General features: G+C 63.9%; 28 protein-coding genes. 8 read left to right on the top strand and 20 right to left on the bottom strand.

From position 1 onward, the window contains the following. Nucleotides 1-33 precede the first annotated feature (33 nt). A complete protein-coding gene (locus GE253_RS20295; protein ID WP_153205973.1) occupies nt 34-783 on the top strand; it encodes a helix-turn-helix transcriptional regulator in 750 nt (249 codons plus the stop codon). 60 nt (nt 784-843) lie between these two features. On the opposite strand, the gene GE253_RS20290 is transcribed toward GE253_RS20295, so the two are convergent. The 3 genes from GE253_RS20290 to GE253_RS20280 all read right to left on the bottom strand — a co-directional run bounded on the left by GE253_RS20290 (nt 844) and on the right by GE253_RS20280 (nt 3,155). Further along, nucleotides 844-1,182 (bottom strand): hypothetical protein, encoded by a 339-nt coding sequence (locus GE253_RS20290; RefSeq protein WP_153205972.1) that lies wholly within the window; start codon nt 1,180-1,182, stop codon nt 844-846. 166 nt (nt 1,183-1,348) lie between these two features. Continuing rightward, nucleotides 1,349-2,533: a fatty acid desaturase gene (locus GE253_RS20285; protein ID WP_348770910.1), complete on the bottom strand. Its 1,185-nt coding sequence runs from the start codon at nt 2,531-2,533 to the stop codon at nt 1,349-1,351. A gap of 160 nt (nt 2,534-2,693) precedes the next feature. Beyond that, nucleotides 2,694-3,155, bottom strand: coding sequence for a YbaN family protein (locus GE253_RS20280; protein WP_247878769.1), 462 nt, complete (start codon nt 3,153-3,155; stop codon nt 2,694-2,696). A gap of 233 nt (nt 3,156-3,388) precedes the next feature. Between GE253_RS20280 and GE253_RS20275 the strand changes: the two genes are divergently transcribed. Beyond that, nucleotides 3,389-5,899 carry a cation:proton antiporter gene (locus GE253_RS20275; protein ID WP_153205969.1) on the top strand — a complete coding sequence of 837 codons (2,511 nt, stop codon included), beginning with the start codon at nt 3,389-3,391 and terminating at the stop codon, nt 5,897-5,899. 3 nt (nt 5,900-5,902) lie between these two features. On the opposite strand, the gene lpxB is transcribed toward GE253_RS20275, so the two are convergent. From lpxB to rpsB, 15 genes are all read right to left on the bottom strand, one after another. Next, nucleotides 5,903-7,063, bottom strand: coding sequence for a lipid-A-disaccharide synthase (gene lpxB / locus GE253_RS20270; RefSeq protein ID WP_153205968.1), 1,161 nt, complete (start codon nt 7,061-7,063; stop codon nt 5,903-5,905). Continuing rightward, nucleotides 7,060-7,878, bottom strand: coding sequence for a UDP-2,3-diacylglucosamine diphosphatase LpxI (lpxI, locus tag GE253_RS20265; RefSeq protein ID WP_153205967.1), 819 nt, complete (start codon nt 7,876-7,878; stop codon nt 7,060-7,062). The genes lpxB and lpxI overlap by 4 nt, the downstream gene beginning before the upstream one ends. 9 nt (nt 7,879-7,887) lie before the next feature. Next, nucleotides 7,888-8,679 carry an acyl-ACP--UDP-N-acetylglucosamine O-acyltransferase gene (gene lpxA / locus GE253_RS20260; protein WP_153205966.1) on the bottom strand — a complete coding sequence of 264 codons (792 nt, stop codon included), beginning with the start codon at nt 8,677-8,679 and terminating at the stop codon, nt 7,888-7,890. A 74-nt stretch (nt 8,680-8,753) separates the two neighbouring features. Further along, nucleotides 8,754-9,233 (bottom strand): 3-hydroxyacyl-ACP dehydratase FabZ, encoded by a 480-nt coding sequence (fabZ, locus tag GE253_RS20255; protein WP_089290016.1) that lies wholly within the window; start codon nt 9,231-9,233, stop codon nt 8,754-8,756. After that, nucleotides 9,214-10,260: a UDP-3-O-(3-hydroxymyristoyl)glucosamine N-acyltransferase gene (gene lpxD, locus GE253_RS20250; protein WP_153205965.1), complete on the bottom strand. Its 1,047-nt coding sequence runs from the start codon at nt 10,258-10,260 to the stop codon at nt 9,214-9,216. The genes fabZ and lpxD overlap by 20 nt, the downstream gene beginning before the upstream one ends. A 50-nt stretch (nt 10,261-10,310) precedes the next feature. Then, nucleotides 10,311-10,994, bottom strand: a complete 684-nt coding sequence (locus GE253_RS20245) for an OmpH family outer membrane protein (RefSeq protein ID WP_153205964.1) — start codon at nt 10,992-10,994, stop codon at nt 10,311-10,313. Beyond that, nucleotides 10,994-13,351, bottom strand: a complete 2,358-nt coding sequence (gene bamA, locus GE253_RS20240; RefSeq protein WP_153205963.1) for an outer membrane protein assembly factor BamA — start codon at nt 13,349-13,351, stop codon at nt 10,994-10,996. The genes GE253_RS20245 and bamA overlap by 1 nt, the downstream gene beginning before the upstream one ends. After that, nucleotides 13,338-14,492, bottom strand: a complete 1,155-nt coding sequence (gene rseP, locus GE253_RS20235) for an RIP metalloprotease RseP (RefSeq protein ID WP_153205962.1) — start codon at nt 14,490-14,492, stop codon at nt 13,338-13,340. The genes bamA and rseP overlap by 14 nt, the downstream gene beginning before the upstream one ends. 36 nt (nt 14,493-14,528) lie before the next feature. Next, nucleotides 14,529-15,701, bottom strand: a complete 1,173-nt coding sequence (locus GE253_RS20230) for a 1-deoxy-D-xylulose-5-phosphate reductoisomerase (protein ID WP_153205961.1) — start codon at nt 15,699-15,701, stop codon at nt 14,529-14,531. After that, nucleotides 15,692-16,516: a phosphatidate cytidylyltransferase gene (locus tag GE253_RS20225; RefSeq protein WP_348770916.1), complete on the bottom strand. Its 825-nt coding sequence runs from the start codon at nt 16,514-16,516 to the stop codon at nt 15,692-15,694. The genes GE253_RS20230 and GE253_RS20225 overlap by 10 nt, the downstream gene beginning before the upstream one ends. Before the next feature lie 2 nt (nt 16,517-16,518). Next, complete coding sequence (locus GE253_RS20220) at nt 16,519-17,259, bottom strand: isoprenyl transferase (protein ID WP_153205959.1); 741 nt, start codon at nt 17,257-17,259, stop codon at nt 16,519-16,521. A 31-nt stretch (nt 17,260-17,290) separates the two neighbouring features. Then, a complete protein-coding gene (frr, locus tag GE253_RS20215; RefSeq protein ID WP_348770909.1) occupies nt 17,291-17,848 on the bottom strand; it encodes a ribosome recycling factor in 558 nt (185 codons plus the stop codon). Between the two features lies 1 nt (nt 17,849). Next, complete coding sequence (gene pyrH / locus GE253_RS20210; protein WP_089290082.1) at nt 17,850-18,575, bottom strand: UMP kinase; 726 nt, start codon at nt 18,573-18,575, stop codon at nt 17,850-17,852. A 139-nt stretch (nt 18,576-18,714) separates the two neighbouring features. Continuing rightward, entirely contained in the window at nt 18,715-19,638 is a 924-nt protein-coding gene (tsf, locus tag GE253_RS20205; protein WP_153205957.1) for a translation elongation factor Ts, read from the bottom strand. A gap of 154 nt (nt 19,639-19,792) precedes the next feature. After that, the gene (gene rpsB / locus GE253_RS20200; protein ID WP_153205956.1) at nt 19,793-20,572 is read right to left on the bottom strand and encodes a 30S ribosomal protein S2; all 780 of its coding nucleotides are present in this window, start codon (nt 20,570-20,572) and stop codon (nt 19,793-19,795) included. A gap of 456 nt (nt 20,573-21,028) precedes the next feature. Between rpsB and GE253_RS20195 the strand changes: the two genes are divergently transcribed. The 6 genes from GE253_RS20195 to GE253_RS20170 all read left to right on the top strand — a co-directional run bounded on the left by GE253_RS20195 (nt 21,029) and on the right by GE253_RS20170 (nt 24,950). Then, the gene (locus GE253_RS20195) at nt 21,029-21,592 is read left to right on the top strand and encodes a hypothetical protein (RefSeq protein ID WP_153205955.1); all 564 of its coding nucleotides are present in this window, start codon (nt 21,029-21,031) and stop codon (nt 21,590-21,592) included. 74 nt (nt 21,593-21,666) lie between these two features. Further along, nucleotides 21,667-21,969, top strand: coding sequence for a hypothetical protein (locus tag GE253_RS20190; protein WP_153205954.1), 303 nt, complete (start codon nt 21,667-21,669; stop codon nt 21,967-21,969). Nucleotides 21,970-22,078: 109 nt separating this feature from the next. Continuing rightward, complete coding sequence (locus GE253_RS20185; protein WP_153205953.1) at nt 22,079-22,861, top strand: enoyl-CoA hydratase-related protein; 783 nt, start codon at nt 22,079-22,081, stop codon at nt 22,859-22,861. 147 nt (nt 22,862-23,008) lie between these two features. Then, nucleotides 23,009-23,701 carry a class I SAM-dependent methyltransferase gene (locus tag GE253_RS20180; protein WP_173012754.1) on the top strand — a complete coding sequence of 231 codons (693 nt, stop codon included), beginning with the start codon at nt 23,009-23,011 and terminating at the stop codon, nt 23,699-23,701. Nucleotides 23,702-24,064: 363 nt separating this feature from the next. After that, nucleotides 24,065-24,439 (top strand): response regulator, encoded by a 375-nt coding sequence (locus tag GE253_RS20175; RefSeq protein WP_348770908.1) that lies wholly within the window; start codon nt 24,065-24,067, stop codon nt 24,437-24,439. Nucleotides 24,440-24,659: 220 nt separating this feature from the next. Further along, nucleotides 24,660-24,950, top strand: a complete 291-nt coding sequence (locus GE253_RS20170) for a hypothetical protein (RefSeq protein ID WP_153205950.1) — start codon at nt 24,660-24,662, stop codon at nt 24,948-24,950. 99 nt (nt 24,951-25,049) lie between these two features. Here the strand turns inward: GE253_RS20170 and rsmA are convergent, their stop codons facing one another. Both rsmA and pdxA read right to left on the bottom strand, forming a co-directional pair. Beyond that, nucleotides 25,050-25,910: a 16S rRNA (adenine(1518)-N(6)/adenine(1519)-N(6))-dimethyltransferase RsmA gene (gene rsmA / locus GE253_RS20165; protein ID WP_348770907.1), complete on the bottom strand. Its 861-nt coding sequence runs from the start codon at nt 25,908-25,910 to the stop codon at nt 25,050-25,052. Then, complete coding sequence (gene pdxA, locus GE253_RS20160) at nt 25,903-26,925, bottom strand: 4-hydroxythreonine-4-phosphate dehydrogenase PdxA (protein WP_153205949.1); 1,023 nt, start codon at nt 26,923-26,925, stop codon at nt 25,903-25,905. Before pdxA ends, rsmA begins: the two co-directional genes overlap by 8 nt. Nucleotides 26,926-26,928 lie beyond the last annotated feature (3 nt).

Below are 26,928 nucleotides of genomic sequence, written 5' to 3'. Positions count from 1 at the left end.
GACCAATCAGCCCGGCATTGCTACCCTGCATCCATGTCCGCTGTCATTTCCGCCAATATGCTGGCCACAATTGCCGCGCTGATCGGGGATACCGCCCGCGCCAACATCCTCTTTGCCTTGATGGGGGGAAAGGCGTTGACGGCGGGGGAACTGGCGGCCAGCGCCGGCGTGACAGCCCAGACCGCCAGCGGCCATCTGGCCAAGCTGGCGGATGCCGGGCTGGTCGCCGTTGAAAAGCAGGGCCGTCACCGCTATTCCCGTCTGGCAACACCAGAGGTCGCGCAGGCCCTGCACGCGCTGATGACGGTGGCGGCGATGGCCCCGCGACGCCACCACCCGACCGGCCCACGGGAGGTCGCTCTCCGGCTGGCCCGCACCTGCTACGACCATATGGCGGGTCGACTCGCCGTCGCCATCACCGACCAGCTTCAAGCCGATGGTCATATCATCCTGGATGATGGGGCCGGTCAGATCACCCGCTCGGGCCAACATCTGTTCGATGCTTTAGGAATTGGGCAGACGACGATGCCGGGCAAGCGCCCGTTATGCCGAACCTGCCTGGATTGGAGCGAACGACGCCCACATCTGGCCGGGCGATTGGGTGCCATCCTGCTAAGCCGGCTGCTGGAGATGCAGTGGCTGGCCAAGGCCCCGGCGGGACGTGCCCTGCTGATCACCAGCCTTGGCGAAAAGGCGCTGATCGAACATTTCAGGCTCCCGGTCGATTGGCGACAGACGGACCTGTACCCATGCAGATCAAACGGCAACTCAAACGGGTTTTGATCTTTCCGACATGGAAAATGAAATCCCTGCCCGCAAGGGGCAGGGATGACAAATCCTGTTTTAGCGCGTGCTGGTCGCCGTAGAGGTCGAGGTCGAGGTGCTGGTCGGCGGACCGGCCTCATCATCGCCACCACCCAGCGTGGCGGCCAAGGCACCGACCACCGCAACACCGGCCACACCCAGCGCCGGGTACAGCCGACCAGCCGAGAACACCGAAGCCCGGTTGCCGGCAGCGCTGCCGGTGGCCTTATGCTCCTTCTTGCCAGCCTGGGCCACCTGCATATCCGGAGAAGCCTGGGTGCTGGCAACCGACTCCGCGGTGGACTGCGCCAGCGCAGCAGAGGGAACGGCGACCAACGCCGCAGAGATAATCAAAAAACGGGTAAAGCGGATCATCATCACATTCCACAGATAAGCACGGTCGCCCCAATGGCGCACAAGCTACCGCTCGGCAGCGGGAAGGGAAAGCGCAAAAGCACGCGGGTCAGGGATGGCCGCCATAAAGAAGCCCCGGCACTGGGCCGGGGCTTTCAACGTCATCCAAGGCAAGGCATGTGACGGCCGGTCAAGCCGGATTGGCCGCCAGCCGCGTGCAGACATTGGCAATCAGGATCTGGCGGGCGCGCTCCACAATCTCGTCCATGCTGGGGGTGCGGACGAACATGTTGGCCGCCCGCTGGCGCATTTCCTCCGTCGTCGGGATGTGCGGCAGATGGATGTTGGCCACCAGTGCCTCCACCCTTGTCTTCGCATTCTCCGACGCCTGACGCATCTTCTCTTCGATCTCCGCCAGGGTGGGGGTATGCGCCAGGGCCTCCCGCACCTGCGCCGTCAGCTTTTCGATCTGGAAGCTCGCCGCCAGCTGGGCAGCGGCCGTTTCGATCACCTTGGTGCCCAGGCGCTGTTCGTTACGCACGACAGAGGCCGGCGGTTCATGCACGTCCCAGACCAGGCGCAGGCCCTGCATGATCTTGATGATATAGTAAGAGGTATCTACTTCCCACCAGCGGAAGCCCTGGCGGGCGGCCGATTGATAGGCATGGTGGTTATTGTGCCAGCCCTCTCCCATGGTGGCGATGGCCAGCGCCCAGTTATTGCGGCTGTCATCGCCGGTCAGGTAGCGGCGGCGGCCGACCACATGGGCCAGGGAGTTGATGCAGAAAGTGGCGTGATACAGCGCCACCGTGCTCCAGAAGAAGCCGACGATCAGGCCCGACCAGCCGAACAAGGCCCAGGTGGCAAAACCCATCACGATGGCCGGCACATAATAATGCCGGTCCAGCCAAACCAGTTCCGGATATTTGGTCAGGTCGCCGATGGTGCGGTAATCCGCCGTGTCATGCTTGGGCGTGAAGATCCAGCCCAGATGCGCATAGAGGAAGCCCTTATGCTTGGGCGAATGCACATCCATCGGGGTGTCAGAATATTTGTGATGGTGCCGGTGTTTGGCCGCCCACCAGAGCGCGCCGCGCTGCGCCGAGCTTTGCGCCAGGAAGGCCAGCAGGAACTGCACGATCCGGCTGGTCTTGTAAGCGCGGTGGGAGAAATAGCGGTGATAGCCGCCGGTGATACCGAACATGCGGGCACCGTAGAGCACCAGAGCCAACACCACATCCTGCCAATACACGCCTGTCCAGATCGCGCCCAGGCAGACGAGATGGACCAGCAGAAAGGGGATCATGGCGGGGTAGACAATATCGTCCGACTGGGCCGCGGTATCGCCGCGGTCGAGATCGCTGGGGGCAGTCACGTGTGAACCAGGCTCCAAAACATGGCCATCAGGGCCGGCGGCGCACCAGCGCCACTTCAGACGAAAGTGATAATAGCATGTTACCCCCGCCATAGGGGGCAACAAAAACCGCCCCTGACCGGATGCGCGTAAGCGTCGCGGGAATGAGGCACGGGCCGGATCAGGCTGCCGGCCCTTCCGGCGCGGCCAGATCCCGCGCCTGTCGGGGTTTAGGGGATGGGCGGGTCGCCACAAAGGTGCCGGTGCAGCAGAGAATCACCCCCACCACGATGGGGGCGGCCGGGTGGGGGGCGGTCAGATAAACGATCACCCAAGACAGCGCCATCACCCCAACAGCGGCGATCTTGGCACGGGTGGGAATGGCCCCCTGCTCCCGCCAGTCGCGCAGCGCCGGGCCGAAACGCGGATGTTCCAGAAGCTTCTGCGCCTTTTCCGGATGGGAGCGAAAGTAAGCCCAGAGGGCGACCAGCAGGAAGGGCGTGGTGGGCAGCAAGGGTAGAACAGCCCCCACCATGCCCAGCCCGACACAGAGATAGGCCAGGGCCAGATAGAACAGGCGGCCGCGTACAGGCGTCGGGCGGGCCGAGGGAACGGCCAATGGCGATTCATCCTTTATCGTCAAGGTACCGATCCTTTCCGACCAAACGCGAGCCGTTCGCAATAAACATGGCCTTTCCAGAGATCTGTTGCAAGTAGCCAAAGGGCGTGAGCGGAGAATCGGGACGCGATGCCGCCGCAACGAGGCTGCGGGCCATGCATAGGCCCCCGCCACAGCCGGCCGCTGGTGGGCAACGCGCGTCCATGCAATCTTGCGCTCCTGGTTAACCTTGCCCGCCATGGAAGCATCACCCCTGAATGGACGCCCTGGTCTATACGTTGCTGGCCGTCTCCGGGCTGCTCGGTCTGGTCAGCCTGCTGCCGGCTTTGGCCAAAAGACTGCGCCTTCCCTATACAGTGGTGCTGGCCGCCGCAGGGGTGGGCATCGGCCTGCTGATCCATGGTGGCGGTTCCTGGCTGGGTGGCGGGCCAGCGGGGGACTTCATCAAGGCGCTGGGCGAGGTGGAACTGAGCTCCGCCGCCTTTCTTTATATTTTTCTGCCGGTGCTGCTGTTTGAAACGGCCCTGGCCATCGATGTCCGCCGCCTGCTGGACGATATGGGGCCAGTGCTGCTGCTGGCCATCGTTGCCGTACTGGTCTGCACCGCCGTGGCGGGGCTGGCCACCTGGTGGGCCTGGGGCATCTGGCACGGTCAGGCCACCCAGCGGGCCCTGGTGGTCTGTCTGCTGCTGGCCTCCATCATCGCCACCACCGATCCCGCCGCCGTCGTGGGCATTTTCCGCGATCTGGGCGCCCCACGCCGGCTTTCCATCCTGGTGGAGGGGGAAAGCCTGTTCAACGATGCCGCCGCCATTGTGCTCTCCACCCTGCTGTTGACCATGCTGACCCGTGGGGGGGAACCCGATCTGGCGGCGGCCGGGCTGGATTTCCTGGTGAAGTTCCTGGGCGGGGCAGCTGTTGGCTGGGTCATGGGCTGGACCGCCGCCCTGATCGTCACGCCCCTGCGCAATCAGGCACAGTCGGAGATCACCCTGACCCTGGCGCTGGCCTATCTCTCCTTCATTCTGGCTGAACATTATCTGCATGTGTCCGGTGTGGTGGCCGTGGTGCTGGCCGGGCTGGTGATGGCGTCACGCGGGCGCACCCGGCTCAGCCCGGAAAGCTGGCGGGGGCTGGAACATGTCTGGGGGCAGCTGGGCTTCTGGGCCAATTCGCTGATCTTTCTGTTCGCCTCCATGCTGGTGCCGCCTACCCTGCTGAATGCGAAATGGAGCCATCTGGCCCTGCTGGCAGCCCTGGTGACGGGCGCACTGGTCGCCCGTGCCCTGGTGGTGTTCGGCCTGCTGCCGATCCTGGGCTGGATCGGCGCCAGTGACCGCATCAGCGTGCCTTATCGGGCGGTGATGACCTGGGGCGGCCTGCGCGGGGCCGTGTCCCTGGCCCTGGCGCTGGCGGTGACAGAAAATCGCCGGGTGCCCGACAGCATTCAGGATACGGTGGCCGTGGTGGCCACCGGCTTCGTGCTGTTCACCCTGTTCGTGCAGGGCACCAGCCTGCGCCCGCTGATCGGCCTGCTGGGTATCGACAAGCTGACGCCGATCGAGCTGAACCTGCGCAACCGGGCGCTGGGCCTGTCGCTCAGCAATGTCCGGCGCGATCTGGAGGAGGTGGCGGCGCGGTTCGGCCTGGATACCAGCCGCGCTATTGACCCGCTGCTGGAACGCGGGGCGGAACTGGCGCAGGAGCAGTTGGATCTGGATGCGCGCTATGGCGCGCTGTCGGTGGATGACCGGCTTTATATCGGGCTGTCCACCCTGGCCCGCTATGAGGAACAGCGCTATCTGGCCTATTTCCATGACGGGCTGATTTCCCGCCTGACGGTGGAGACATTGACCGCCGGGGCCGGGCAATTGCAGGATGGCTTGAAGACCGGCGGTCCCGCCGGTTACGACCATATTGCCCGCAAGATGGTGCGCCCCGGCCGGGGCCTGCGGGCCGCCCTGTGGCTGCATCGTCGCACGGGCGTGGAACGGCCGGTGGCTGCCCGCCTGTCGGAACGGTTTGCCATGCTGATCGCGCTGCGCTTCTGCCTGCAGGAATTGGAGCTTTTCACCACGGAGCGACTGCAGCCTATGCTGGGCAAGGAGGCGGCCGCCGCCGTCCGGGACCGGCTGGCCGCCCGCATGAAGCGCATTGACGAGGCGATGGAAATCATCCGCCTACAATATCCCGCCTATATTGAAAGCGTGGAGGTGCAATATCTCATCCGGGCCGGACTGCGGATGGAGGAACGCGCCACCCAGGCCCTGTTCGAAGAAGCGCTGATCAGCCGCGAAATCCTCAACACCCTGGAACGCGACCTGCGGGAGCGACGACAGACGGTGGAACAGCCGCCTCAGCTTGATCTGGGGCTGGCGACGCATGAGCTGGTGGCCCGCGTGCCCCTGTTCAGCGGCCTGTCCCCCGACCGGTTGAAGCGTATTGAGCGGTTGCTGCGCCCGCGCCTTTATTTCCCCGGCGAACCCATCGTGCGGCGCGGGGAACGCGGCGATACGGTCTATTTCATCTCGTCGGGTGCGGTGACCGTGGAGGTGCCGGGGCTGGAACAGCCGATCCGGCTGGGTACGGGTGATTTCTTCGGCGAAATCGCCCTGGTCATGGACCAGCCGCGCAATGCGGACGTGACGGCCAGCGCCTATTGCCAGTTGCTGCTGCTGGACAAGCGGGATTTCAACCGGCTCTACAATAAAGACCCGGTGCTGAAGGGCCATATTGATGAAGCCATCGCCCGCCGGCTGGTGGGGTGAAACTCACCCCTTGATCACCGCCAGCACCGCATCCGCCGCGCGGCGGCTGGGGGGCTTTTCTTCCCCCTGGCCCAGCCAGCGGGCCACTTCCGCCACGCCATCGATCTGCGCCTGCCGGGCCGCTGGATCGGTCAGCAACCGATCCACCCCCTCGGCCAGACGGTCGGGCGCGCAATCACCCTGCAGATATTCCGGTACCAGCATCCGGTCCTGCATGATGTTGACCAGATTGGCATATTTCACCCGGATCAGCCGGCGGTAGAGCCGGTAGGTCAGCGGATGGATACGATAGGCGATGATGGCCGGCAGCCGCGCCAGTGCCAGTTCCAGCGCCACCGTGCCGCTAGCGGCGAGCGCGGCGGCGGAGGCGGCAAAGGCGTCATATTTCTCCGCATCCCCCTCCACCACAATGGGGGCAAGCGGCCAGCCCGCCACGGCATCCCGCACCGGTCCCGCCACCTTGCCCAGCGTGGGCACCACCACCCGCAAATCGGGATGGCGCTGCGCCAGAATAGAAAGCGCATGGCCGAAATCCGGCAACAACAGCTTGATTTCGCTGCGCCGGCTGCCGGGCAGCACGGTCAACAGCTTGGTTTGCGGCGCGATGCCATGGCGGGCGCGGAAGGCCGCCCCATCCCCCTGTTCCACCCCGGCTTCAACAATGGAATGGCCGACAAAGGTGGCGGGCAGCCCGACCTTCTGAAAATAAGGCGGCTCAAACGGCAGCAGCACCAGCAGATGGTCGAGAAAGGCAGCAATCTTCCGGGCCCGCCCCGGCCGCCAGGCCCAGACGGTAGGGGCGACGTAATGGATCAGCTTGATTGACGGGTCGGCCCGCCGCGCCTTCTTCGCCACCCGGAAACAGAAATCCGGCGCATCGATGGTGACCACGGCATCCGGCTTCAGGTCCAGAATGGTATCGGCCGTCTGGCGGATGCGGCGCAGGATGTTGGGCAGTTTGGGCAGCAGTTCGGCCAGACCGAACAGGGTCAGTTCCTCCATCGGGAACAGACTGTCCAGCCCCTCCGCGATCATGCGTTCCCCACCGATGCCGGCAAAGCGCACCTGCCCGCCGGTGGCCTGCTTCAGCCCGGCCATCAGCCGGGCGCCCAGCACATCGCCCGATGGCTCCCCCGCGACCAGGAAAATCAGCGGCGCACTCATGGCTCAATCCCCAGCAGGAACAGGCCGGCGGCATCGGCGGCAGCCACCGCCCCTTCCCGGCCCAGAAACAGGGTATTGCCAGCCTGCGCGGCGATGCCGGCAAAGTCCGCCGCCACACAATGGGCCACCGTATCGGGCCCCAGGGCCGGCAGATCCAGCCGGCGATCCTGCTGCGGCTTGGCACATTTCACCAGCACCGGGCCGGCACCGGGCCGGCGCAAGGGTCCGCAACGCTGGATCAGCGCGTCGGTGCCCTCCACCGCTTCCACCCCCAGCACGACACCCTGCTGCACCACCACGGACTGACCGATATCCAGCGCCCCCAGGGCCCGCGCCACCGTGACGCCATGGGCGATATCGGCCAGCGCCTGTTCATCTGGGTGAACGCGGCCCAGCGGGCCGGGTGGGGTCAATAGGTCGCCGATCAGGCTCTGCACCCCGACGACGCGGAACCCCTCCTGCTCCAGCACCTGTGCCACGCCGCGCAGCAGCCCATCATCCCCCAGCGCCTTCATGCCGATACGGGTGAAGAACTGGGTGGCCTTCCAGTCTGGCCGCAATTCCGCCAGCGACGGCCGGCGCACCCGGCCGGCCAGCACGATATCCTCCACCCGTTCGGCCTTCAGCCGATCCAGGATGGCACCGGCCGCCCCCATGCGGAACCAGGCGTGCGGGATGGCAGGCGACAGCCAGCCCGGCTCCGCCTGCCCTTCCAGGGCGATCAGGAAAAATTCCCGCCCGTCGCGGCGGCATGTCTCCACCAGCCGGACCGGCAGGTCACCGCCGCCGGCGAGAATACCCAGTTTGGCCGCCATCACGCCGCCTCAGCGCGGCAGGGTCAGCGCACGCGATCCGCGCTTGGCCAGGAAATCCAGCATGGCGGCGACCAGATCGCTGTCGGCGAATTCCGTCGCCGCCGCTTCCATCCGTTCCGCCATGGTGCCTTCACCGGCGGTGAAGATGCGCTTGAAGCCATTACGCAGGGCGCCGATCTGCTCCCGGTTGAAGCCGCGCCGTTCCAGCCCCACCAGATTGAGCCCAGCCAGAAAGGCGCGTTCGCCCTTGACCAGACCATAGGGGATAACGTCGGCCTCCACGCCCGACATGCCGCCGATCATGGCATGGGCGCCGATGCGTACCCATTGATGCACGGCCGACAGGCCGCCCAGTACGGCATAATCGCCAACCTCCACATGCCCGCCCAGCGTGGCATTGTTGGCGAAGATCACATTGTCGCCGACGATGCAATCATGGCCGATATGGACACCGACCATGAACAGCCCGCCACTGCCCACGCGGGTCACCATGCCGCCACCCTCGGTGCCGGGATTCATGGTGACCTGTTCGCGGATCTTGTTGTTGGAGCCGATGATCAGTTCTGACGGCTCCCCCTTATACTTCAAATCCTGCGGCGGGTGCCCCAGGCTGGCAAAGGGATAGACCACAGTGCCAGAACCGATGCGGGTCCGGCCATCGACCGCGACGTGGCTGACCAGCCGCACATGATCCCCCAGCACCACATCGGGACCGACAACACAGAACGGGCCGATATGCACGTCATTCCCGATCTGGGCAGCAGAGTCGACAATGGCGGAAGGATGGATGAAACTGGTCATGTGCGGATGGTTCCGTCGCAAGGGATCAAGGGGATGCCATAGGCCGGGGAAGAAATATCCCCCGGCCCATAACCTCACGCCTTCTCACTATCCATGACAATCATGGCAGAATATGTGGCTTCGGCGTGCAGATTGCCGTCGACGAAGGCCCCCGCCTTGAACTTCCAGACATTGCGGCGGTTCTGCAGGCGCTGCACCTTGATATGGATCTGGTCACCCGGCACGATCGGGCGGCGGAACTTCGCCTCTTCAATGCCCATGAAATAGACCAGCCGCCCCTCCGCCTCCTGCCCCAGCGTATGCATCACCAGAATGGCAGAGGTCTGTGCCATGGCTTCCACGATCAGCACACCGGGAAACACCGGCTTCTGCGGGAAATGGCCGGTAAAGATCGGCTCGTTCACCGTGACATTCTTGATGCCGGTGCAGCTTTCGCCCGGCACAATATCGCGCACCTTATCCACCAGCAGCATGGGATACCGGTGCGGGATCATCTGCATGATCCGCAGAATGTCGAGCTGCTCCAAAACCTGATTATCCGCCGTCGCGTTCATCGCCTTGTCCACTTTTGCCCCTGACAAGCCGGCCCATCATGGCGACCTGCCGGAAATATTGGCGCTTCGGCATGGCGGGGGTGCCAAACACCTCCGTGCCGGGCTCCACGTCCCGCATGACGCCGCTCTGTGCCGCGATGCGCGCACCGGCGCCGATGGTCAGATGACCGGCAACGCCTGCCTGCGCCGCCAGCACGGCATGATGGCCAAACCTGGTACTTCCCGAAATGCCGGACTGGGCCACGATGACGCAGCCGGCCCCGAGCTGGACGTTGTGCCCGATCTGCACCAGATTATCAATCATGCAGCCCCGGCCAATCAGCGTATCGGGCCCGGCCCCACGATCGATGGTGACATTGGCCCCCACCTCCACATCATCGTCAATGATGACGCGGCCCAGCTGCGGCACCCGGACATGCCGGTCAATATCCATGGCGAAGCCGAAGCCATCCTGACCGATGCGGGCACCGGGATAGATCATCACCCGCGCCCCGATGATGCAATGGGACAGCGAGGCGCAGGCACCAATGATCGTATCGGCGCCGACCTGCACATTGCGACCGATGACAGCGTTGGGGGCGATGCGCACCCGGTCACCGACGATGGCACCCGCCTCCACCACCACCCCGGCCGCAATCTCCACCCCCTGCCCCAGCACCGCTGCCGGATCGATATGGGCAGCGGGCGAAATCACCCCGCTGGCCTGGGGCAGCGGGTAGAAGGCCTGGGCGCAGAGCGCATAGGAACGGTAGGGCTTTTTCGACAGCAGCAGCGCCATGCCGGCCGGTGCCTTGTCCGCCAGGGCCGGATGCACGACACAAGCGGCCGCCTTGCTGGCGCTGAACGCGTCCAGATATTTGCGGTTATCCAGGAAGGAAAGCTGTCCCTCCCCGGCTCCATCCAGAGGCGCCACATCATGCAGCAGCAGATCGGGATCAGCGCCGGGGACGACGTCCGCCCCAGACAGCGCGGCCAGTGCGGCCAAGGTGAAGGGACCGGCACGGTCAAAGAAGCGGGGATCGGCCATGGGATGGACCTCTGGACGAAAAGATAAGGGCAGAGAAGGTCAAACCGCCGTTAGGGCGATGCCGGCAGATTGACGATGATTTCCGGCAGGCGTGCATTCAGCCGCTGCATCACCTCGTCAGTGATGTCGCCCGCCGTTCCCGCCTGATAGACGATGAACTGGCGGGAAATAACCAGGGTGGCGCCATTCTCCTTGGCCACCTCGGCGATCACCTGATCCAGCGTGTTGATGGCGCTGTTGCGAGCCTGATTGAAGGCCACATCCAGACGGCGGGTACGTTCCTGCAGGGCGCGGCCCATGGCCGAGACCTGGCTTTCAAAGTCGGTGCGCTTGCGATCAAACTCTTCCACCGCCACCGACTGGCGCAACTTGGCCAGATCCTGTTCAGCCACCCGCAGCTGTTCCTGCTGGGCACCGACCTCCCGCTGGAACTGATCCTTCTGCCGGTCAAGCTGCTGCTGGATGGACCGCATGACGGCAGCATCCTGCAGGATGCGCTGCACATCCACCACCGCCACCTGCGCATAGGGCAAGCTGCCCCGGCGTGTTGGGCCGGCGGGCGCCGCTGTCACCGATGTCGGCTCACCTACAACCTGGGCCAGGGCTGGCAACGGCATGGCGGGGGGGTCTTGCGTTACCACCGGTGCGGCAAGACTGATCGCCGGCCCGGCCACCTGGGCCAAACCGGCGATCAGCCAGCGCAGGGAGGAGGAACCCACCCGCCGCATCATCATCAGAAGCGCGTGCCGAAGCTGAATTTCAGCTGCTCGGTCCGGTCATAGGGTTCCTTGGAGAACGGATAGGCCAAGTCGAGGCGAATCGGACCGAAGGGCGACTTCCACGACACACCCACACCAACCGAGGCACGGATTTTGTTGCTGTCATAGAACATGTCGCCCTGGCCCGGCGTCTCCTTGGAGGAGGACAGCGTACCGGCATCGCTGAACAGGTGCGCCTTCACGCCCAGTTCGTCCGGCAGGCCCAGCTTGCTGGTCAGTTCCAGGCTGGCACGGGTGAAGACGGTGCCACCCAGCGAATCGCTGTTATCCTTATTGTTCATGTTGGGCACGTTGCGCGGGCCAACACCCCCCACTTCAAAGCCGCGCAGCGTATCGCCACCCAGGAAGAAGCGGTCATTGATGCGCAGATCCTTGCCCATGCCCCAGATATAGCCGGCCTCCGTGGTCAGGCCCAGCACCACCTCTTCGAACGGCTCCCAATAGGTGCCGCCGGTAATGCGGTTGCGCAGATAACGTGTGTCACCACCCAGGCCAGCCAGCTGGTTGGACAGCAGGAAGTAGAAGCCCGAGGTCGGCTCCAGCCGGCTGTCGCGTTCATCCCACAACAACTGGCTTTCCACCGCCGAGGTCACCGTCGAGCCACGCTGATCCAGCAGGAAGCGGGACGAGCCGAGCTGGACATTGTCGATCTTGTTCTGGCTCAACGAGTAGGACAGGCGCTGACGCAGCTTTTCCGACAACGGGAAGCCCAGACGGAACGTCACGCCCGTGCTTTCCAGGCTGTAGGAATAGTAACGGGAATCGTCACGCACGATGCGGAACAGGTCGATACCCGCCGCCAGATCGCGGTCCAGGAAATAAGGCTCCGTCAGGCCCAGATCGACCTCGAACGTGCGTTTGGACAGGGTGGTGGACAGGCGGAGATCCTGACCCTTGCCCATCAGGTTGCGTTCGCGGAAGGAGAAATCCAGCAACGCGCCGTCGGTGGTGGAGTAACCGGCACCCAGCTGAATTTCGCCGCTGGAATCTTCCTGCACATCAACCGTCAGCACCGCCTGATCGGGCGAGCTGCCCTCCTTCGGGGTGATGGTGGCTTCCAGGAAATAGCCCAGATCCTTGATGCGCTGTTCGGACCGGCGCACCTTGGAAATGCTGAACGGATCGCCTTCCACCAGCAGGATTTCGCGCCGGACCACCTTGTCCAGCGTGCGGTAATTGCCGTTGACGTCGATCCGCTCCACGAAAACGCGCGGGCTCTGCTTCATTTCGAACAGCAGATCGATCGTCTGATCTTCCTGGTTGCGTTCCAGCAGCGGGTCGACTTCGACAAACGGATATTGCAGATCGCCCAGCCGGTCCTGCAGCGCCTTGATCGATTCCTCGATCTTGTCGCCATTATACCAGTCACCGCTGACCGTGTTCAGCGCCTGATAGAGCGGGGCGATATCGAGATCGGGGATGTCGCTGGTGATCTCTATCTTGCCGAACTTGTAGCGCTTGCCTTCATCCACCGTCAGGGTGATGAAGAAATCTTCGCGGTCGGGCGTCAGCTCCGCCACCGCCGTCAGCACCTTGAAATCGGCATAGCCATTGCGCAGATAATGCCGGCGAATCTGCTCCTGGTCATAGCGCAAGCGCTCGGGATCATAATTGTCGTTGGACGACAGGAAGCGCCACCAGCGCGATTCCTTGGTGATCATGATGTCGCGCAGTTCGCTGTCGTCGAACACATTATTGTTCACGAAGCTGATAGCCTGCACGCCCGTCATCTGGCCTTCGTCGATCTCGAAGATCAGGTCGACGCGGTTCTGCTCCAGCTGCACGATCTTCGGCTCGATCCGGGCGGCAAAGCGGCCCTTACGGCGATAGATCTCCTGGATACGCTCCACATCGTTCTGCACGCGGGTACGGGTATAGACCGTGCGGGGGCGCAACTGCACTTCCGCGCCGATATCCTCGGTCTTAACCCGCTTGTTCCCTTCAAAGGCGATGCGGTTGATGATGGGGTTTTCCACCACCGCTACCACCAGCGTGCCACCATCGCGGCGCAGCGCCACGTCGGCAAACAGGCCGGTGGCGAACAGCGACTTCAGCGATTGGTCGATCTTCGCCGGATCGAACGGATCACCAGCCCGTACCGTCAGGTAGGACTGAACCGTCGCCCCTTCGATACGTTGGGAGCCTTCGACACGGACATCACGGATGATGCCACCATCAAACGCCTCCTGGGCCATGGCGCCAGATGAGAGCGCGATGACGGATGTTGCGGTCGTGCCGCCGAGCAGCAGGCACAGTGCCGCGAACCTGGAAACCGAGACCAACTGTTCCCCCAAAAGGCTATGACAGGACATTCTTGACGAAGTCGACGACACGCAGACGGACAAGATCGTTCCATGTCGCGAATAGCATCAAGCTCAATACCAAAGCCAGGCCCACCCGGAAACCATATTCCTGGGCCCGCTCCCCCAGAGGCCGTCCACGAACCGCCTCCAGTGCGTAATACAGCAGATGTCCCCCGTCCAGCATCGGAATGGGGAACAGGTTGATCAGGCCAAGGCTGATCGACATGCCGGCCATGAACCACAGGACCGTCACGAAATTTTCCTGCACCACCTGGCCGGTCATCTGGGCAATGCCCAGAAAGCCGCCCAGTTCGGTCGTCTCCCGCTCCCCCTTGATCATCTGCCAGATGACACCCAGGGTTTTCTCGATCGATCCGACCGTCTCCTTGACGGCCTCCCAGACGGCCTTCAGCGGCGTGTGGCGGCGATATTCATAGCCCCCATGGATCACGCCCATCCGGCCGATCGTGTGGACATTGCCGAAACGATCTTCCACTTTCACGTGGCGCGGCGTGAGAACTATCTCATGCGTCTCGAATTTTTCCGGCTCCCCGGCAACGGCGCGCTGCACCACCATGTGCAGCGGCTTGCCCGGATTGATGATGACGGCACCCAGCACATCCTCAAACCGCTCCACGCTGGCCCCTTCCAGCTGGATGATCCGGTCACCCGGCTTCATCCCCGCCTCATTGGCGGCACCGTCCGGGGCCACTTCCAGCACCACGGGCGTGGAATAGGGCTGGCCATAGACCATGAACATGAAGGCGAAGGCCACGATGGCGAACAGGAAATTCGCCATCGGCCCGGCCACCACGATGGCCATGCGCTGCCCCACCCTTTTATGGTGGAAGGAGACGGCGCGGTCCGCCGCGCTCATCTGGTTCAACCCATCGCCAGGCGTGCTGGCGGCACCGGCATCGCCGAACATCTTCACATAGCCGCCCAGCGGGACAGCGCTGAATTTCCAGCGGGTACCGTGCCGGTCGGTGCGGCCGAAAATCTCCGGCCCGAAACCGACCGAGAAAACCTCCACCCGCACGCCATTGCGCCGGGCCAACAGGAAGTGCCCCATCTCGTGCACAAAGACGAGAATGGTCAGCACCACCAGGAACATGATGCCGTAATTCCAGATGAAGCTCAGAACTTCCATCAAATGCCCCGAGGCTCCGTATCGTCCGCAGGTGGACTAACCTGCAATTTCGGCAAAGGCAAGGCGACGCGCTTCCCCATCTGCCGCCATCACATTAGCCAGCGTGCTGATCGGCGATGGCCCGAAGGCTGTCAGGGTACGCTCCACCACCCGGACAATGTCCAGGAAGCCGATGCGGCCTTGCAGGAAGGCCGCCACTGCTACCTCATTGGCCGCGTTCAGCACTGTAGGGGCCACCCCGCCGGCGCGCAAGGCTTCCCTGGCCAGGGTCAGGGCCGGGAAGCGCACAGGATCAGGCGCCTGGAAATCCAGCCGCCCCGCCTTGATCAGGTCCAGCCGGTCGCCCGGCGTGGCAATCCGCTCCGGCCAGGCCAGCGCCACGGCAATGGGGGTACGCATATCCGGCGTGCCCAGTTGGGCCAGCACGGAGCCATCAATATATTCCACCAAGCTATGCACCACCGATTGCGGATGCACCAGCACATCGATGCGGTCTTCCGGCATGGCGAACAGATGGTGAGCCTCGATCAGCTCCAGCCCCTTGTTCATCATGCTGGCACTGTCGACGGAAATCTTGGCGCCCATCGACCAGTTGGGATGGGCGCAGGCCTGGGCCGGATTCATGGCCCGCATCTCTTCCAGGCTTTTTTCCCGGAAGGGACCGCCCGAGGCGGTCAGCACCAGCCGCGATACCGCTTCGCGCCGCTTCTCATCAAACACCTGGAAGATAGCGCTATGTTCGCTGTCAACCGGCAGCAGCGTGGCGCCATGGCGGCGCACTGCCTGCATCACCAGATCGCCGGCGCAGACCAGCACTTCCTTGTTGGCAAAGGCCACGGTGGCGCCGCGTTCAATGGCAGCCAGGGTCGGGGCCAGCCCGGCGGCACCGACAATGGCCGCCATCACCCAGTCAGCAGGCCGGCGGGCCGCATCCACCACCGCCTCCGGCCCGGCCGCCGCCTCAATGCCCGTCCCGGCCAGCGCGTCACGCAGCGCCGCATACTGCGCAGGGTCGGCCACCACGGCCAGCTTAGCCCGCAGCAGCTTGGCCTGTGCCGCCAGCTTGGCGACATTGGTATTGGCGACCAGCGCCTCTACCGCGAAACGGTCAGCATAAGCGGCCAGCAATTCCACCGTATTGGAACCCACAGACCCTGTGCTGCCCAGCACCGTCACCCGGCGGGCGGGGGCTGTTGACATCACCACCATTGCAACCATTCCCCGGCCAGACCATGGATCAGCGCGAATAGCGGGGCGGCAAAGATCAACCCGTCAATACGGTCCAGAATGCCGCCATGACCGGGGATCAGCCGGCCGCTATCCTTCATATCCACCCGGCGCTTCATATGCGATTCGAACAAGTCACCCGCCTGCCCGGCCACGGCCAGCAGGGCACCGATGATCAGGGCAAGCCAGGGCTTTTCCGCCCCGGCCCAGCTGGCCACACCAAAACCGGCCAGGGCCGCCGACACCATGCCGCCAATCAGACCGGCCCAGGTTTTCTTGGGGCTGATGCGCGGCGCCAGTTTCGGCCCACCAATGGTGCGGCCGGCAGCATAGGCCCCGATATCCGTGGCCCAAATGGAGAGCAGCAGGAACAGGAAGAGCGAGAGCCCCGCCGCCCCGTTCTCCGTGCGCAGCCAATCCAGCGACACCAGCGACAGAGCGATATAGGGCACCCCCGCCGCCAGCAGCAGCCGGTGCTTCATGCGGGTGGCATGGGCTGCCAGATAAAGTGCAGGGGTGGCCGCCAGGGCCAGCAGCACGGCCGCATGGGCACCCGAAAACAAGTCGGTCGCCACCACGGCGGCAACGGCCACCAGGGAAATGCTGAACGGCAGGCGCTGCTGCCCCGGTTCAGCCAGCCGTACCCATTCGCGCAGCCCCAACACGGCGATCAAGGCAATCAGCAGGTCAAAGGCGACACCGCCCAACCAGACGGCGGCCAGTACCGGCGGCCCCAGCAGCACGGCCGACAGGGCCCGCACGGCGAGATCGGACGGGCGTTTCTTGGGGGGCGGCACGCTCAACGGCTGCCCACCGTGGCGCCGAAGCGGCGATCCCGCCGGTGGAATTCACGGATGGCTTCCTCCAGATCACGCTTGGTGAAGTCCGGCCACAGCGTGTCCACGAACACCAGCTCCGCATAGGCCAGCTGCCAGAGCAGGAAATTGCTGATCCGCTTTTCGCCGCTGGTGCGGATCATCAGGTCAGGGTCGGGGATGTCCGACCCGGTGAACAGATGCTGGCTGAAGCTTTCGGCCGTGATATCGCCGGGGCTCATTTCCCCACGCGCCACGGATTCAGCCATGCGCCGGGCCGCATCCACCAGCTCCTGCCGCCCGCCATAGGACAGCGCCAGTACCAGGGTCATGTCCCTGTTTTCGGCCGTCAGCGCCTCGGAATTCTCGATAAGGGTTTGAATATCTGCCGACAACCGTTGCCGGTCGCCGATCACCCGCAGGCGGATGCCATTCTTGTGCAGCTTGGCAATCTCCCCGCGGAGATAGAAGCGCAGCAACTGCATGAGGGTTGAAACCTCATCCTCCGGCCGACTCCAATTCTCTGTGGAGAAACTGTAGAGGGTCAGGTAGCGCACCCCCAGCTCGCGGGCGCCCTCAATGGCGTTGCGGACGGCGTCCACCCCCCGCTTGTGACCAGCGGTTCGCGGCAAGCCGCGCGCCGTCGCCCAACGTCCATTGCCATCCATGATGATGGCAATGTGCGCCGGCGGCGGCCCGAAACCCTGGCTGTCGGTGCCGTGCATGACGGGCCGATCCCTTCCCCTCTGCCGGCCGTCAGACCTGCAGGATTTCCTTTTCCTTGGTGGCCAGCGCTTCATCAATCTTCTTGATATGGGCGTCGGTCACGGTCTGGATCTTGTCCGACAGGCCCTTCAGCTCATCTTCGGACAGGTCGCCATCCTTCTGGGCCTTCTTGGCGGCATCCATGCCATCACGACGCACGTTGCGCACGGCAACGCGGGTCTGCTCGGCATATTTGGCGGCAACCTTGGTCAGCTCCTTGCGACGCTCGGAATTCAGTTCCGGAATCGGCACGCGAATCGTGGAACCCTCGGTCTGCGGGTTCAGACCCAGACCGCTTTCACGAATAGCCTTCTCCACCGCCTTCACCGTGCTGCGGTCAAATACCTGCACGGAGATCAGGCGCGGCTCCGGCACGCTGACATTGGCCACCTGATTGAGCGGCACGGTCGCGCCATAGGCTTCGACCACCACCGGCTCCAGCAGGTTGGCGGAAGCGCGGCCGGTACGCAGACCGGCAAATTCCTTGCGAAGGGTTTCCAGGGCGCCGGCCATGCGGCGTTCCATGTCCTTAAGGTCGGGAGCGGCCACCTTATGCCTCTTCGGTTATGATGGTGAACTTGCCCTGCCCGCCCATGACCTCGGCGAAGGCGCCGTCGGTCACGATGGAGAATACCAGGATCGGAATCTTGTTCTCGCGGGCAAGCGAGATTGCCGACGCGTCCATCACGGCCAGATCGCGCGACAATACATCGAGATATGTGAGGCGATCATAGCGGATCGCATCCTTCACCTTCTTCGGATCGGCGCTATAGACGCCATCCACCTTGGTCGCCTTCAGCAGCGCATCACAGCCCATTTCAGAGGCGCGCAGTGCCGCAGCGGTATCGGTAGTGAAGAAGGGATTACCGGTACCGGCGGCGAAAATCACCACCCGGCCCTTTTCCATATGCCGTTCCGCCCGGCGGCGGATATAGGGCTCGCAGACGCTGGCCATCGGAATGGCCGATTGCACGCGCGTCGGCACGCCCGCCTTTTCCAGGGCGTTCTGCACGGCCAGCGCATTCATCACCGTGGCCAGCATACCCATATAATCGGCGGTGGCGCGTTCCATGCCCGATGCGGCACCAGAAATACCCCGGAAGATATTGCCGCCGCCAATGACGGCGCAAACCTCCACCCCCATCTCAATGACCGCCTTGATCTCCCGCGCCATCCGGTCGACGACGTTGGGATCAAGCCCATATTCCCGTTCGCCCATCAGGGCTTCGCCAGAGAGCTTCAGCAGAACGCGCTTGTATCGGGCGGCAGCGGGCACGGGGTTGGTCCTTTCGATCAGGGAATGCAGGGCAAAACCGGGCGGGAAAACCCCCGCCCGGATTGGCAGACTTCTACCGGCACCCCTTCGGGCACCGGCCTCCTAAATCCCGATTGCGGCGGGATTCAGGTGGTATGCATCAGCGGGCCATCGAGGCCACTTCGGCCGCGAAGTCCGTCGCTTCCTTCTCGATGCCTTCGCCCAGCTGGAAGCGGACGAAGCCGGTCAGCGTCACCGGGGCGCCAACGTCCTTGGCGGCATTTTCCACGACCTTGCGGATCTTGGTTTCGCCGTCGATGACGTAGAGCTGCTCCAGCAGCACCACTTCTTCATAATACTTGCGGATGCGGCCTTCGACCATCTTCTCGATGATGTTCTCCGGCTTGCCGCTCGCACGGGCCTGCTCGACCAGAACGGCGCGTTCACGGTCCAGGTTGGCGGTGCTGACGTCGGCAACATCCAGGGCTTCCGGACGGGCGGCGGCAACATGCATGGCGATCTGCTTGCCCAGATCAGCCAACTTGGCCTTGTCGCCCGTGGATTCCAGGGCAACCAGCACGCCGATCTTGCCCAGGCCGGGAACCAGAGCGGAGTGAACATAGGAGGCGACGATGCCGTCCTTCACTTCCAGCTTGGCGATACGGCGCAGGTTCATGTTCTCGCCGATGGTGGCAACCAGATGGGTCAGCTCCTCGGCGACGGTGCGGCCGGTGCCCGGATAGGCAGTGGCCTTCAGCGACTCGATGTCGCCGTTGCTCTCAACGGCCAGCTTGGCCACCGTGATGACGGCGCCCTGGAAGGCATCGTTGCGGGCAACGAAATCGGTTTCGGCGTTCAGCTCGATGGCAGCGCCAACCACGCCGTTGGCAGCAACGCCAACCAAGCCTTCGGCAGCGACACGGCCAGACTTCTTGGCGGCGGCGGCGAGGCCCTTCTTGCGCAGCCAGTCGACGGCAGCTTCAGTGTCACCAGCGGTTTCAGCCAGCGCCTTCTTGCAATCCATCATGCCGGCACCGGTCTTCTCGCGCAGCTCCTTGACGAGCGCAGCAGTGATCTCGGCCATAATTCGCCTCTCTATCCGCTAGGATTGGTGGGACATCTTCAAAAACAGGTGAGCAACCACCGCAGCCAGAGCCGCGATGGTTGCCAACCCCTGAACAGCACAACGGCCGGACCGCCCCGACAATCGGGTACGGCCCGGCCGCAGTCACTCAAACTCAGGCCTGGGCCTCAGCCACCACTTCCTCGGGCAGCACTTCGACCGGGGCTTCTTCCTGGGCGCCGACATCAATGCCGGCGGCCGACATTTCAGCCTGCAGACCATCCAGAACGGAACCGGCCAGCAGATCGCAATAGGTTTCGATGGCGCGCAGGGCGTCGTCGTTACCCGGCACCGGGAAGGTGATGCCGTCCGGGCTGCTGTTGCTGTCGACGATGGCGACAACGGGAATGCCCAGCTTGTTGGCTTCCTGGATGGCCAAGCTTTCCTTGTTGGTGTCGATGATCACCAGCAGGTCGGGCAGGCCGCCCATGTCACGGATACCGCCCAGCGCGCGTTCCAGCTTATCGCGGTCGCGGGTCATGTTGAGCAGTTCCTTCTTGGTGCGGCCGGAGCCTTCACCAGAAACCAGCGCCTCGTCCATTTCCTTCAGGCGACGGATGGACTGCGAGATGGTCTTCCAGTTGGTCAGCATACCGCCGAGCCAACGATGGTTGACATAATACTGGCCACAGCGCTTGGCGGCCTCAGCCACCTTTTCCTGGGCGGCACGCTTGGTGCCAACGAACAGCACGCGACCACCGCCGGCGACCACGTCACGAACGGCCTGCATCGAGCGATGCAGCATCGGGACGGTCTGTTCCAGATCGATGATATGCACGCCATTGCGCACACCGAAGAGGTACGGGGCCATCTTCGGATTCCAGCGGCGGGTGTGGTGACCGAAATGGACACCAGCTTCCAGAAGCTGGCGCATGGTAAAGGTCGGCATAGCCATAGGAAAAGTCCTTTTCCGGTTCTTCCTCCGTGGGCGACGTCTACCCAGCACCATGCCAGGCAAACACCGGACCGATGCTGATACCGACTGCCGGACCGTCCGACAGATACAAGTATCCGCACCGCAAGCCCACGTGTGGGATTAACGATGGGCGGTGGAATAGCGCAGGCGGCCGCGCATTGCAACCCCAGCCAGCCGCGATTTTAGCCCGCCGGACCCGTCAGCACCGCATGGCGGGGACGAGGCGCCTGCACAGCCCTGGTTTTTCTGACCTGTTTGCGTGTGGCGCTCCGTTCCCCAACGCCGGGTATCCCCTATGGCCATCGAACGGCAGACAGGTGCAATCGGATAATGTTCCCAAATCAAGGTCGCCATGCCTTGGCAGGTCAGCAGCGGTGCCGTATGGTCCGCACCAATCTTGGGAGCCCTCGGCTCCGCCATGCAATTTATGATGACATGAACTGCCCTGCCGCCACCCCCGCTGAGCTTGACCTGTTGACAGGTTTCCTGCGCTTGCATTCCGAGGATGGCGCGCCGCCGACCCCTTACTGGATCAGCGCCGATACCCTCCCGGAAACCGTTCGCCGGTTACTCGCCCATGATCATGGCATGACTGCCACGCTGGAGGCCTTCTGGGGCGAGCGGATGCGCCTGACCGTGCTGCATACGGCCGAAGAGGCAACAAGTCTGCGTCGGCATGTGCTGCTGAGCGGAGCGGATAGCGGAACCCCGGCAGAGCTGGGGCTGATTGAGATGTATCTGGAGGCGCTGCCGCTGGCGGCATTATTTGCGGTGCGGCAGCGGCGCATTCCCTTTGGCGCCATCCTGTCTGCCTGCGGCGTCAGCTTCCGCAGCCAGCCCGCGGGCTTTCTTACCCTGGTCGCGGATGACGGCATCGCCCGGCTTCTGCGGTTACGGCCGGGCGATATTGTCCACGGGCGCGCCACCACCCTGTATGATATGGAAGACAGGATGCTGGCCACTGCCGTGGAATTGCTGAGCGGGCACCACCCCCGCTAAACAAAGCTGTCGCCCCCGTGTGATGAGCGATGTAACATCAATCTCTGTGATGATTCGCCTGGATGGAGGCCGGGATGCCTTTCCTGATCCGTTTCATGCTGCGCCATGCCCTGGCCGGTTTCATCCTGGGCGCGGTGTCGGCGGCCATTGCCGTTGGCTTCGATTTTGCCCATCTGCGCAGCCTGGCACAGGCGACATCGCTCGGCTGGATTGGTCTCAGCGCCTTCTGCTTCCTGATCGGGTTGACCTTTGGCGGGCTGCAGATCGGCTTTGCCGTCATGCTGCTGCCCTATGATGATGAGGCGGAACCGCCGCGTGGCCGGCCCCGGCGCGTGGAACTGGTGCCGGTTCCCATCGCCGTGCGGCGGCGCGGCTGAATCATCCGCCGCCTTCAATCCGCGCAATGGATGGGACCGGATGGTCGCCATCGACAGCCGGAGGCCTTGATGATAGGGGGAGACTTTCGTTCCCCGACAGGTCGTCCCCATGCCCGACAAGGTATTGTTGATCCGCGAAGCAGGGGGCATTGGCCGCCTGATCCTGAATCAGCCGGAAAAGCGCAACGCGCTGAGCCAGGAAATGTGGCGGGAGGTGGCCCTTCGCGTGAGAGAAGCCGAAGCCGATCCGGCCATAAAACTGCTTTTGGTGCAGGGGGCGGGCGGCTGTTTTGCCGCCGGTGCCGATATTTCCGAGTTCGAGAGCGCCTATGCCACCCGGCAGAGCACAGCCGCCTATGCCAGCGACATTGCCGCTGCCATGGACGGGCTGGCCGCCTGCACCAAACCGACCCTGGCCATGATCCAGGGGGCCTGTGTGGGCGGCGGCATGGGGCTGGCGCTGGCATGTGATCTGCGCTTTGCCGCCGATGATGCGAAGCTGGGCATCACCCCGGCCAAGTTGGGGCTGGTCTATCCGCTGGGCGACACAAAACGGCTGGTAGAGGCGGTGGGGCCGGCCCACGCCAAGGATCTGCTGTTCACCGGCCGGTTGCTGGACGCCGCCGGGGCACTGGCCATCGGGCTGGTGAACCGGGTGGTGCCGGCGGCTTCCCTTGAGTCTACCGTGCTGGATTATGCCGCCCAGATCAGTGCCAACAGCCAATGGTCCATCCGGGCCATCAAGAAGATGGTGGCCCGCGTCCTGGCCGGGCAGCAGCGGGATGACAGCGAGAGCATGGATGCCTTTCTGGATGCCGTGGAATCAGCCGATTTCACGGAGGGGCGCAATGCATTCCGGGAAAAACGCAAGCCGCAATTCCCCTATTCCTGAGCCTATTCCCGACAACGGAGGATGGGGGCTTGCGCCCGGTCGCCATCCTGGGGCATCTTCATGCCTGCGGTGGCGCCGCTCCCGACCCTGGGATAAACATCCATGCCCCTTTCCGTACAGGTGAACGGAAAACAAGGGATATGGATCATGCGCACGACCGAACAGGCTTCCCGCGACCATCGCCAGACCAATATTGACGGTTATGACCGGTGGGCCGGCTTTTACGACCAGTATCCCAACCCAACCGTGGCGATGGATGAACTGGCCTTTCCTGACTTCTGGAAAGGGCTTCCAGGCCGACACATATTGGAAATCGGCTGCGGCACCGGTCGTCACACCGCGCGGCTGCTGGCGGCTGGTAAACAGGTGACGGGGGTGGATCAATCCCCTGGAATGCTGGCCATCGCCAGGGCCAAACTCGGACCGGCTCCTACGCTGCTGGAAGGCGATTTCCTGGCCCTGGAGCTGGCAGAAGCCGCCTTTGATGCCGCCTTGACGGCCCTGGTTCTGGAACATATCGCCGATCTGCCCCGCTTCTTCCGCCATGTGGCCAGGAGCTTACGGTCGGGTGCCCCTTTCTTCATTTCAGAGATTCATCCGGCACGGACAGCCGCCGGCACCTTTGCCCATTTCAAGGATGCCGAAACCGGCGCAGAAGTGTCGCTGGCCAGCTATCCGCACACAGCCGAACAATTGGCAGCAGCGGCCATAGAGGCGGGTTTTCAGGTGCGGGAGCGGCGCGATGTGGCCGGCGATGACAGGCTGGCCGCCGTGAACCCGAAATGGGCCCGGTATCAGGGGCAGCCGATGCTGCAGCTCTGGCAGCTTCTCCGCCGCTGAACGCGGCCCTGATCATAGGACGAAGCCGCCGACACTGGTGTGTTCGGGGCGGACAAGCTGTCGAACACCACTATACGTTATGAGTAGCATGGTTAACGCCCCCCTGCCATAAGTCCTACTGGGTCGACCAAGCGGACGGCTTGCCCTTGATGCGGGTTTGGCGGTAACAGGTGGTTATGGGGCAACTGACAGCGGATGACCGGCCTTGGCAATCGGTTTCCGCAGCGGCCTCCTGAGCCCGAACGAAACGGGCGTCCCGCTGCAAATGAACCTGATTGGCTTTACCTGATGTCAGACACCGGTATCTCCGATGACAGGAACACACAGGCAGCGCCCCTTTCGGCCATACCCCCCCGGATTCTTGTGGTTGAGGATGATGCACTGGTGGCTTTGGGCATCCGCCTGACGCTGCTGGAACTGGGATATGAGGTGGTGGGTATCGCTGCATCGGAAGCGGAAGCCATCGCCGTGGCGCAGGCGGAAAGACCCGATCTGGCCTTGATGGATATCCGCCTGCGCGGCCCCGTGGACGGGGTGGATACCGCCCGCCGCCTGCGGGCGGATTATGGTATCCGCAGTGTCTATCTCTCCGCCTATGCGGACGAACAGACGATGGCACGGGTGGCCCAGACCTATCCGCTGGGATTCGTGCAGAAACCCTATGCCGCCAGCCAGTTGCGCTCTGCCCTTGATCTCGCCTGCCGACGTTTGCACCAGAACACGGAAACGTCAGGCTGAGATCACGGCTTTGCCGCATTTGTGTCGTTACGTGAAACAGAGATCGGGTCTTGAAAGGCCGGAAAGCTGAAATTTAGTGTTTTTTGGCTTTTCCCAATCCGACTGGACCTTTACTCTGTTGTTACAGGGGAAAAACGGCCGTGCAACGGCCGGTAATGGGTGGAAAATCCACCCGCACCTGCGGGAATGGACCACCGGTTTATATGAAGGAGCGAAGAACATGCGCGTGCTTCCTTGGGTTTTCTCTGGTTTGATGGTGCTGGGGCTGGCCGCTTGCGGTGACAAGGCAAAGAACCAGTCGGAAACCACCCCGCCGCCGGCAACGTCAAATCCGCCGGAACCGTCGGGTACCACCGCGCCGCCGGCCACCCCGGCTCCGACCACGCCCCCGGCCGACACCATGACCACGCCGCCGGCTGACAGCACCACCACCACCCCGCCGGCCGAGGGTGCAACCCCGCCGGCCGAAGGCACCACCACCACCCCGCCGCAGAGCGGCACCAGCAACTGATCGGTTGCCGGTCAACCGGGTTGAACGGTTGCTGAAAAGGCCGGGGTGATGCCCCGGCCTTTTTTCATTCTGATGTGAGCGTTGCAGTGGGAGACATCTTCAACCTGCTGCGCGCCACGCCTTGGCCAGCGCGACGAACCCATCAATATCGATTTCCTCCGCCCGCGCGGTCGGCGCGATCCCCACTGACAGCAGCACGGGCTCCGGCTCCCGCATCAGGGTTTTCAGGCTGGCCCGCAACATCTTGCGACGCTGGCCGAACGCGGCCGCCACCAGCGTTTCCATGGTGGCAAAGTCGGGATCATCCGCCGGCCTCGCGCGCGGCGTCAGCCGCACAACGGCGCTGTCGATCTTGGGCGGCGGGGTGAAGGCGCGGGCCGGCAAATCCATGATGGTGCGGCAGTCGGCCCGCCATTGCGACATCACCGCCAGCCGCCCATAGGCCGAGGTGCGGGGCCGGGCGACGATGCGATCCGCCACTTCCTTCTGGAACATCAGGGCCAGGAAACGATATTCGCTGATCCGCTTCAGCCAGCCGATCAGCAGCGGCGTGCCCACATTGTACGGCAGGTTGGAAACCACGGCGCGCGGTGCGGGCACCAGATCGACCGGATCAACCGTCAGCGCATCGGCCTCCACCAGCTGTAACCGCCCGGCCGAGGCGGCAATCACATCGCCCAGCGCCGCCGCAAAACGCGGATCGCGTTCGACCGCCAGCACCTGCACAGCGGCACTTTCCACCAGCGCGCGGGTCAGGCCGCCGGGGCCGGGCCCCACCTCCACCACATGCAGATCGTTGAAATCCCCCGCTTCCCGCACGATGCGGCGGGTGACATTCAGGTCCAACAGGAAATGCTGGCCGAACGCCTTCTTGGCGGCCAGATCATGGGTGGCGATGACATCCCGCAGGGGTGGCAAATGCGACAGGTCACGCCCGTCATTACTTTTCACGTCAGTCACAGGAAAGCCCTAAACGGCGGCTGGCAATGGATCGGGCGGCATGAAGGGCGGCGATCAGGCTGGTAGGGCTGGCCTTGCCCGTGCCCGCCAGCGACAAGGCCGTGCCATGGTCGGGGGAGGTGCGGACAAAGGGCAGCCCCAGGGTGATATTGACGCCCTGGTCAAAATCCAGGGTCTTCAACGGAATCAGCCCCTGGTCATGATACATGCAGACCACAACATCATAGGCGGCGCGCGCCCCGGCATGGAACAGGGTATCGGCCGGGAACGGCCCCTTAGCATTGATGCCTTCGGCCTGCAGCGCGGCCACAGCGGGGGCGATGATCTCCATCTCCTCCCGCCCCATGGCCCCGCCCTCCCCTGCATGGGGATTGAGCGCAGCGACGGCCAGCCGCGGGCTGGCAATGCCGAAATCGCGCCGCAAGGCGGCATCGGTGACGCGGGCAACGTGCAAGATGGCATCGGCGGTCAGGTGTGCTGCCACATCCTTCAGCGCCAGATGGATGGTGGCCAGCACCACCCGCAGCCCCCCACCTTCCAGCAGCATCACCGTTCCATCATCGGGCAGGCCGGCCAGATGGGCCAGATATTCCGTATGGCCGGGCCAGCGGAAGCCGGTGGCGTACAGCGCGCTTTTCTGAATCGGGTTGGTGACGACACCCGCCAGCAACCCGCGCCGCGACAGATTAACCGCCCGGTCGATGCTGGCAATGACAGCAGCCCCATTGGCCGGGTCGGGCCGGCCCAACTGCACCGGGTGCGACAGGGGCACCGGCAGCACCGGCAGGGCATCGGCGAACAGGGACGCCACCGAACCCAGCTCCCCCTCCGCAACCACACGGACGGGAACGGAAAGCCCCAGTCGTTCCGCCAGGGCGGCAAGCCGCTGCGGATCGTCCAGCATGACAAAGGGCGGCACCGGCCGCCCTTGCCTTCCCGCCCAGGTCATCAGGGCAATGTCGCCGCCGATGCCGGCCGGTTCACCCATGGTCAAACCCAGGGGGGCGGTCACCATCGC

This window comes from Niveispirillum sp. SYP-B3756 (assembly GCF_009495745.1).
Lineage (GTDB): Bacteria > Pseudomonadota > Alphaproteobacteria > Azospirillales > Azospirillaceae > Niveispirillum.
This window is presented reverse-complemented; position numbering and strand designations above follow the sequence as displayed.

What these genes read in the sequence shown, in the direction of transcription:
- GE253_RS20295 (WP_153205973.1), top strand. Translation starts at nt 34, where the DNA reads ATGTCCGCTGTCATTTCCGCCAATATGCTGGCCACAATTGCCGCGCTG.
- GE253_RS20290 (WP_153205972.1), bottom strand. Translation starts at nt 1,182, where the DNA reads ATGATGATCCGCTTTACCCGTTTTTTGATTATCTCTGCGGCGTTGGTC.
- GE253_RS20275 (WP_153205969.1), top strand. Translation starts at nt 3,389, where the DNA reads ATGGACGCCCTGGTCTATACGTTGCTGGCCGTCTCCGGGCTGCTCGGT.
- lpxB (WP_153205968.1), bottom strand. Translation starts at nt 7,063, where the DNA reads ATGAGTGCGCCGCTGATTTTCCTGGTCGCGGGGGAGCCATCGGGCGAT.
- lpxI (WP_153205967.1), bottom strand. Translation starts at nt 7,878, where the DNA reads ATGGCGGCCAAACTGGGTATTCTCGCCGGCGGCGGTGACCTGCCGGTC.
- lpxA (WP_153205966.1), bottom strand. Translation starts at nt 8,679, where the DNA reads ATGACCAGTTTCATCCATCCTTCCGCCATTGTCGACTCTGCTGCCCAG.
- fabZ (WP_089290016.1), bottom strand. Translation starts at nt 9,233, where the DNA reads ATGAACGCGACGGCGGATAATCAGGTTTTGGAGCAGCTCGACATTCTG.
- lpxD (WP_153205965.1), bottom strand. Translation starts at nt 10,260, where the DNA reads ATGGCCGATCCCCGCTTCTTTGACCGTGCCGGTCCCTTCACCTTGGCC.
- GE253_RS20245 (WP_153205964.1), bottom strand. Translation starts at nt 10,994, where the DNA reads ATGATGATGCGGCGGGTGGGTTCCTCCTCCCTGCGCTGGCTGATCGCC.
- bamA (WP_153205963.1), bottom strand. Translation starts at nt 13,351, where the DNA reads ATGTCCTGTCATAGCCTTTTGGGGGAACAGTTGGTCTCGGTTTCCAGG.
- rseP (WP_153205962.1), bottom strand. Translation starts at nt 14,492, where the DNA reads ATGGAAGTTCTGAGCTTCATCTGGAATTACGGCATCATGTTCCTGGTG.
- GE253_RS20230 (WP_153205961.1), bottom strand. Translation starts at nt 15,701, where the DNA reads ATGGTGGTGATGTCAACAGCCCCCGCCCGCCGGGTGACGGTGCTGGGC.
- GE253_RS20220 (WP_153205959.1), bottom strand. Translation starts at nt 17,259, where the DNA reads ATGCACGGCACCGACAGCCAGGGTTTCGGGCCGCCGCCGGCGCACATT.
- tsf (WP_153205957.1), bottom strand. Translation starts at nt 19,638, where the DNA reads ATGGCCGAGATCACTGCTGCGCTCGTCAAGGAGCTGCGCGAGAAGACC.
- rpsB (WP_153205956.1), bottom strand. Translation starts at nt 20,572, where the DNA reads ATGGCTATGCCGACCTTTACCATGCGCCAGCTTCTGGAAGCTGGTGTC.
- GE253_RS20195 (WP_153205955.1), top strand. Translation starts at nt 21,029, where the DNA reads ATGAACTGCCCTGCCGCCACCCCCGCTGAGCTTGACCTGTTGACAGGT.
- GE253_RS20190 (WP_153205954.1), top strand. Translation starts at nt 21,667, where the DNA reads ATGCCTTTCCTGATCCGTTTCATGCTGCGCCATGCCCTGGCCGGTTTC.
- GE253_RS20185 (WP_153205953.1), top strand. Translation starts at nt 22,079, where the DNA reads ATGCCCGACAAGGTATTGTTGATCCGCGAAGCAGGGGGCATTGGCCGC.
- GE253_RS20180 (WP_173012754.1), top strand. Translation starts at nt 23,009, where the DNA reads ATGCGCACGACCGAACAGGCTTCCCGCGACCATCGCCAGACCAATATT.
- GE253_RS20170 (WP_153205950.1), top strand. Translation starts at nt 24,660, where the DNA reads ATGCGCGTGCTTCCTTGGGTTTTCTCTGGTTTGATGGTGCTGGGGCTG.
- pdxA (WP_153205949.1), bottom strand. Translation starts at nt 26,925, where the DNA reads ATGGTGACCGCCCCCCTGGGTTTGACCATGGGTGAACCGGCCGGCATC.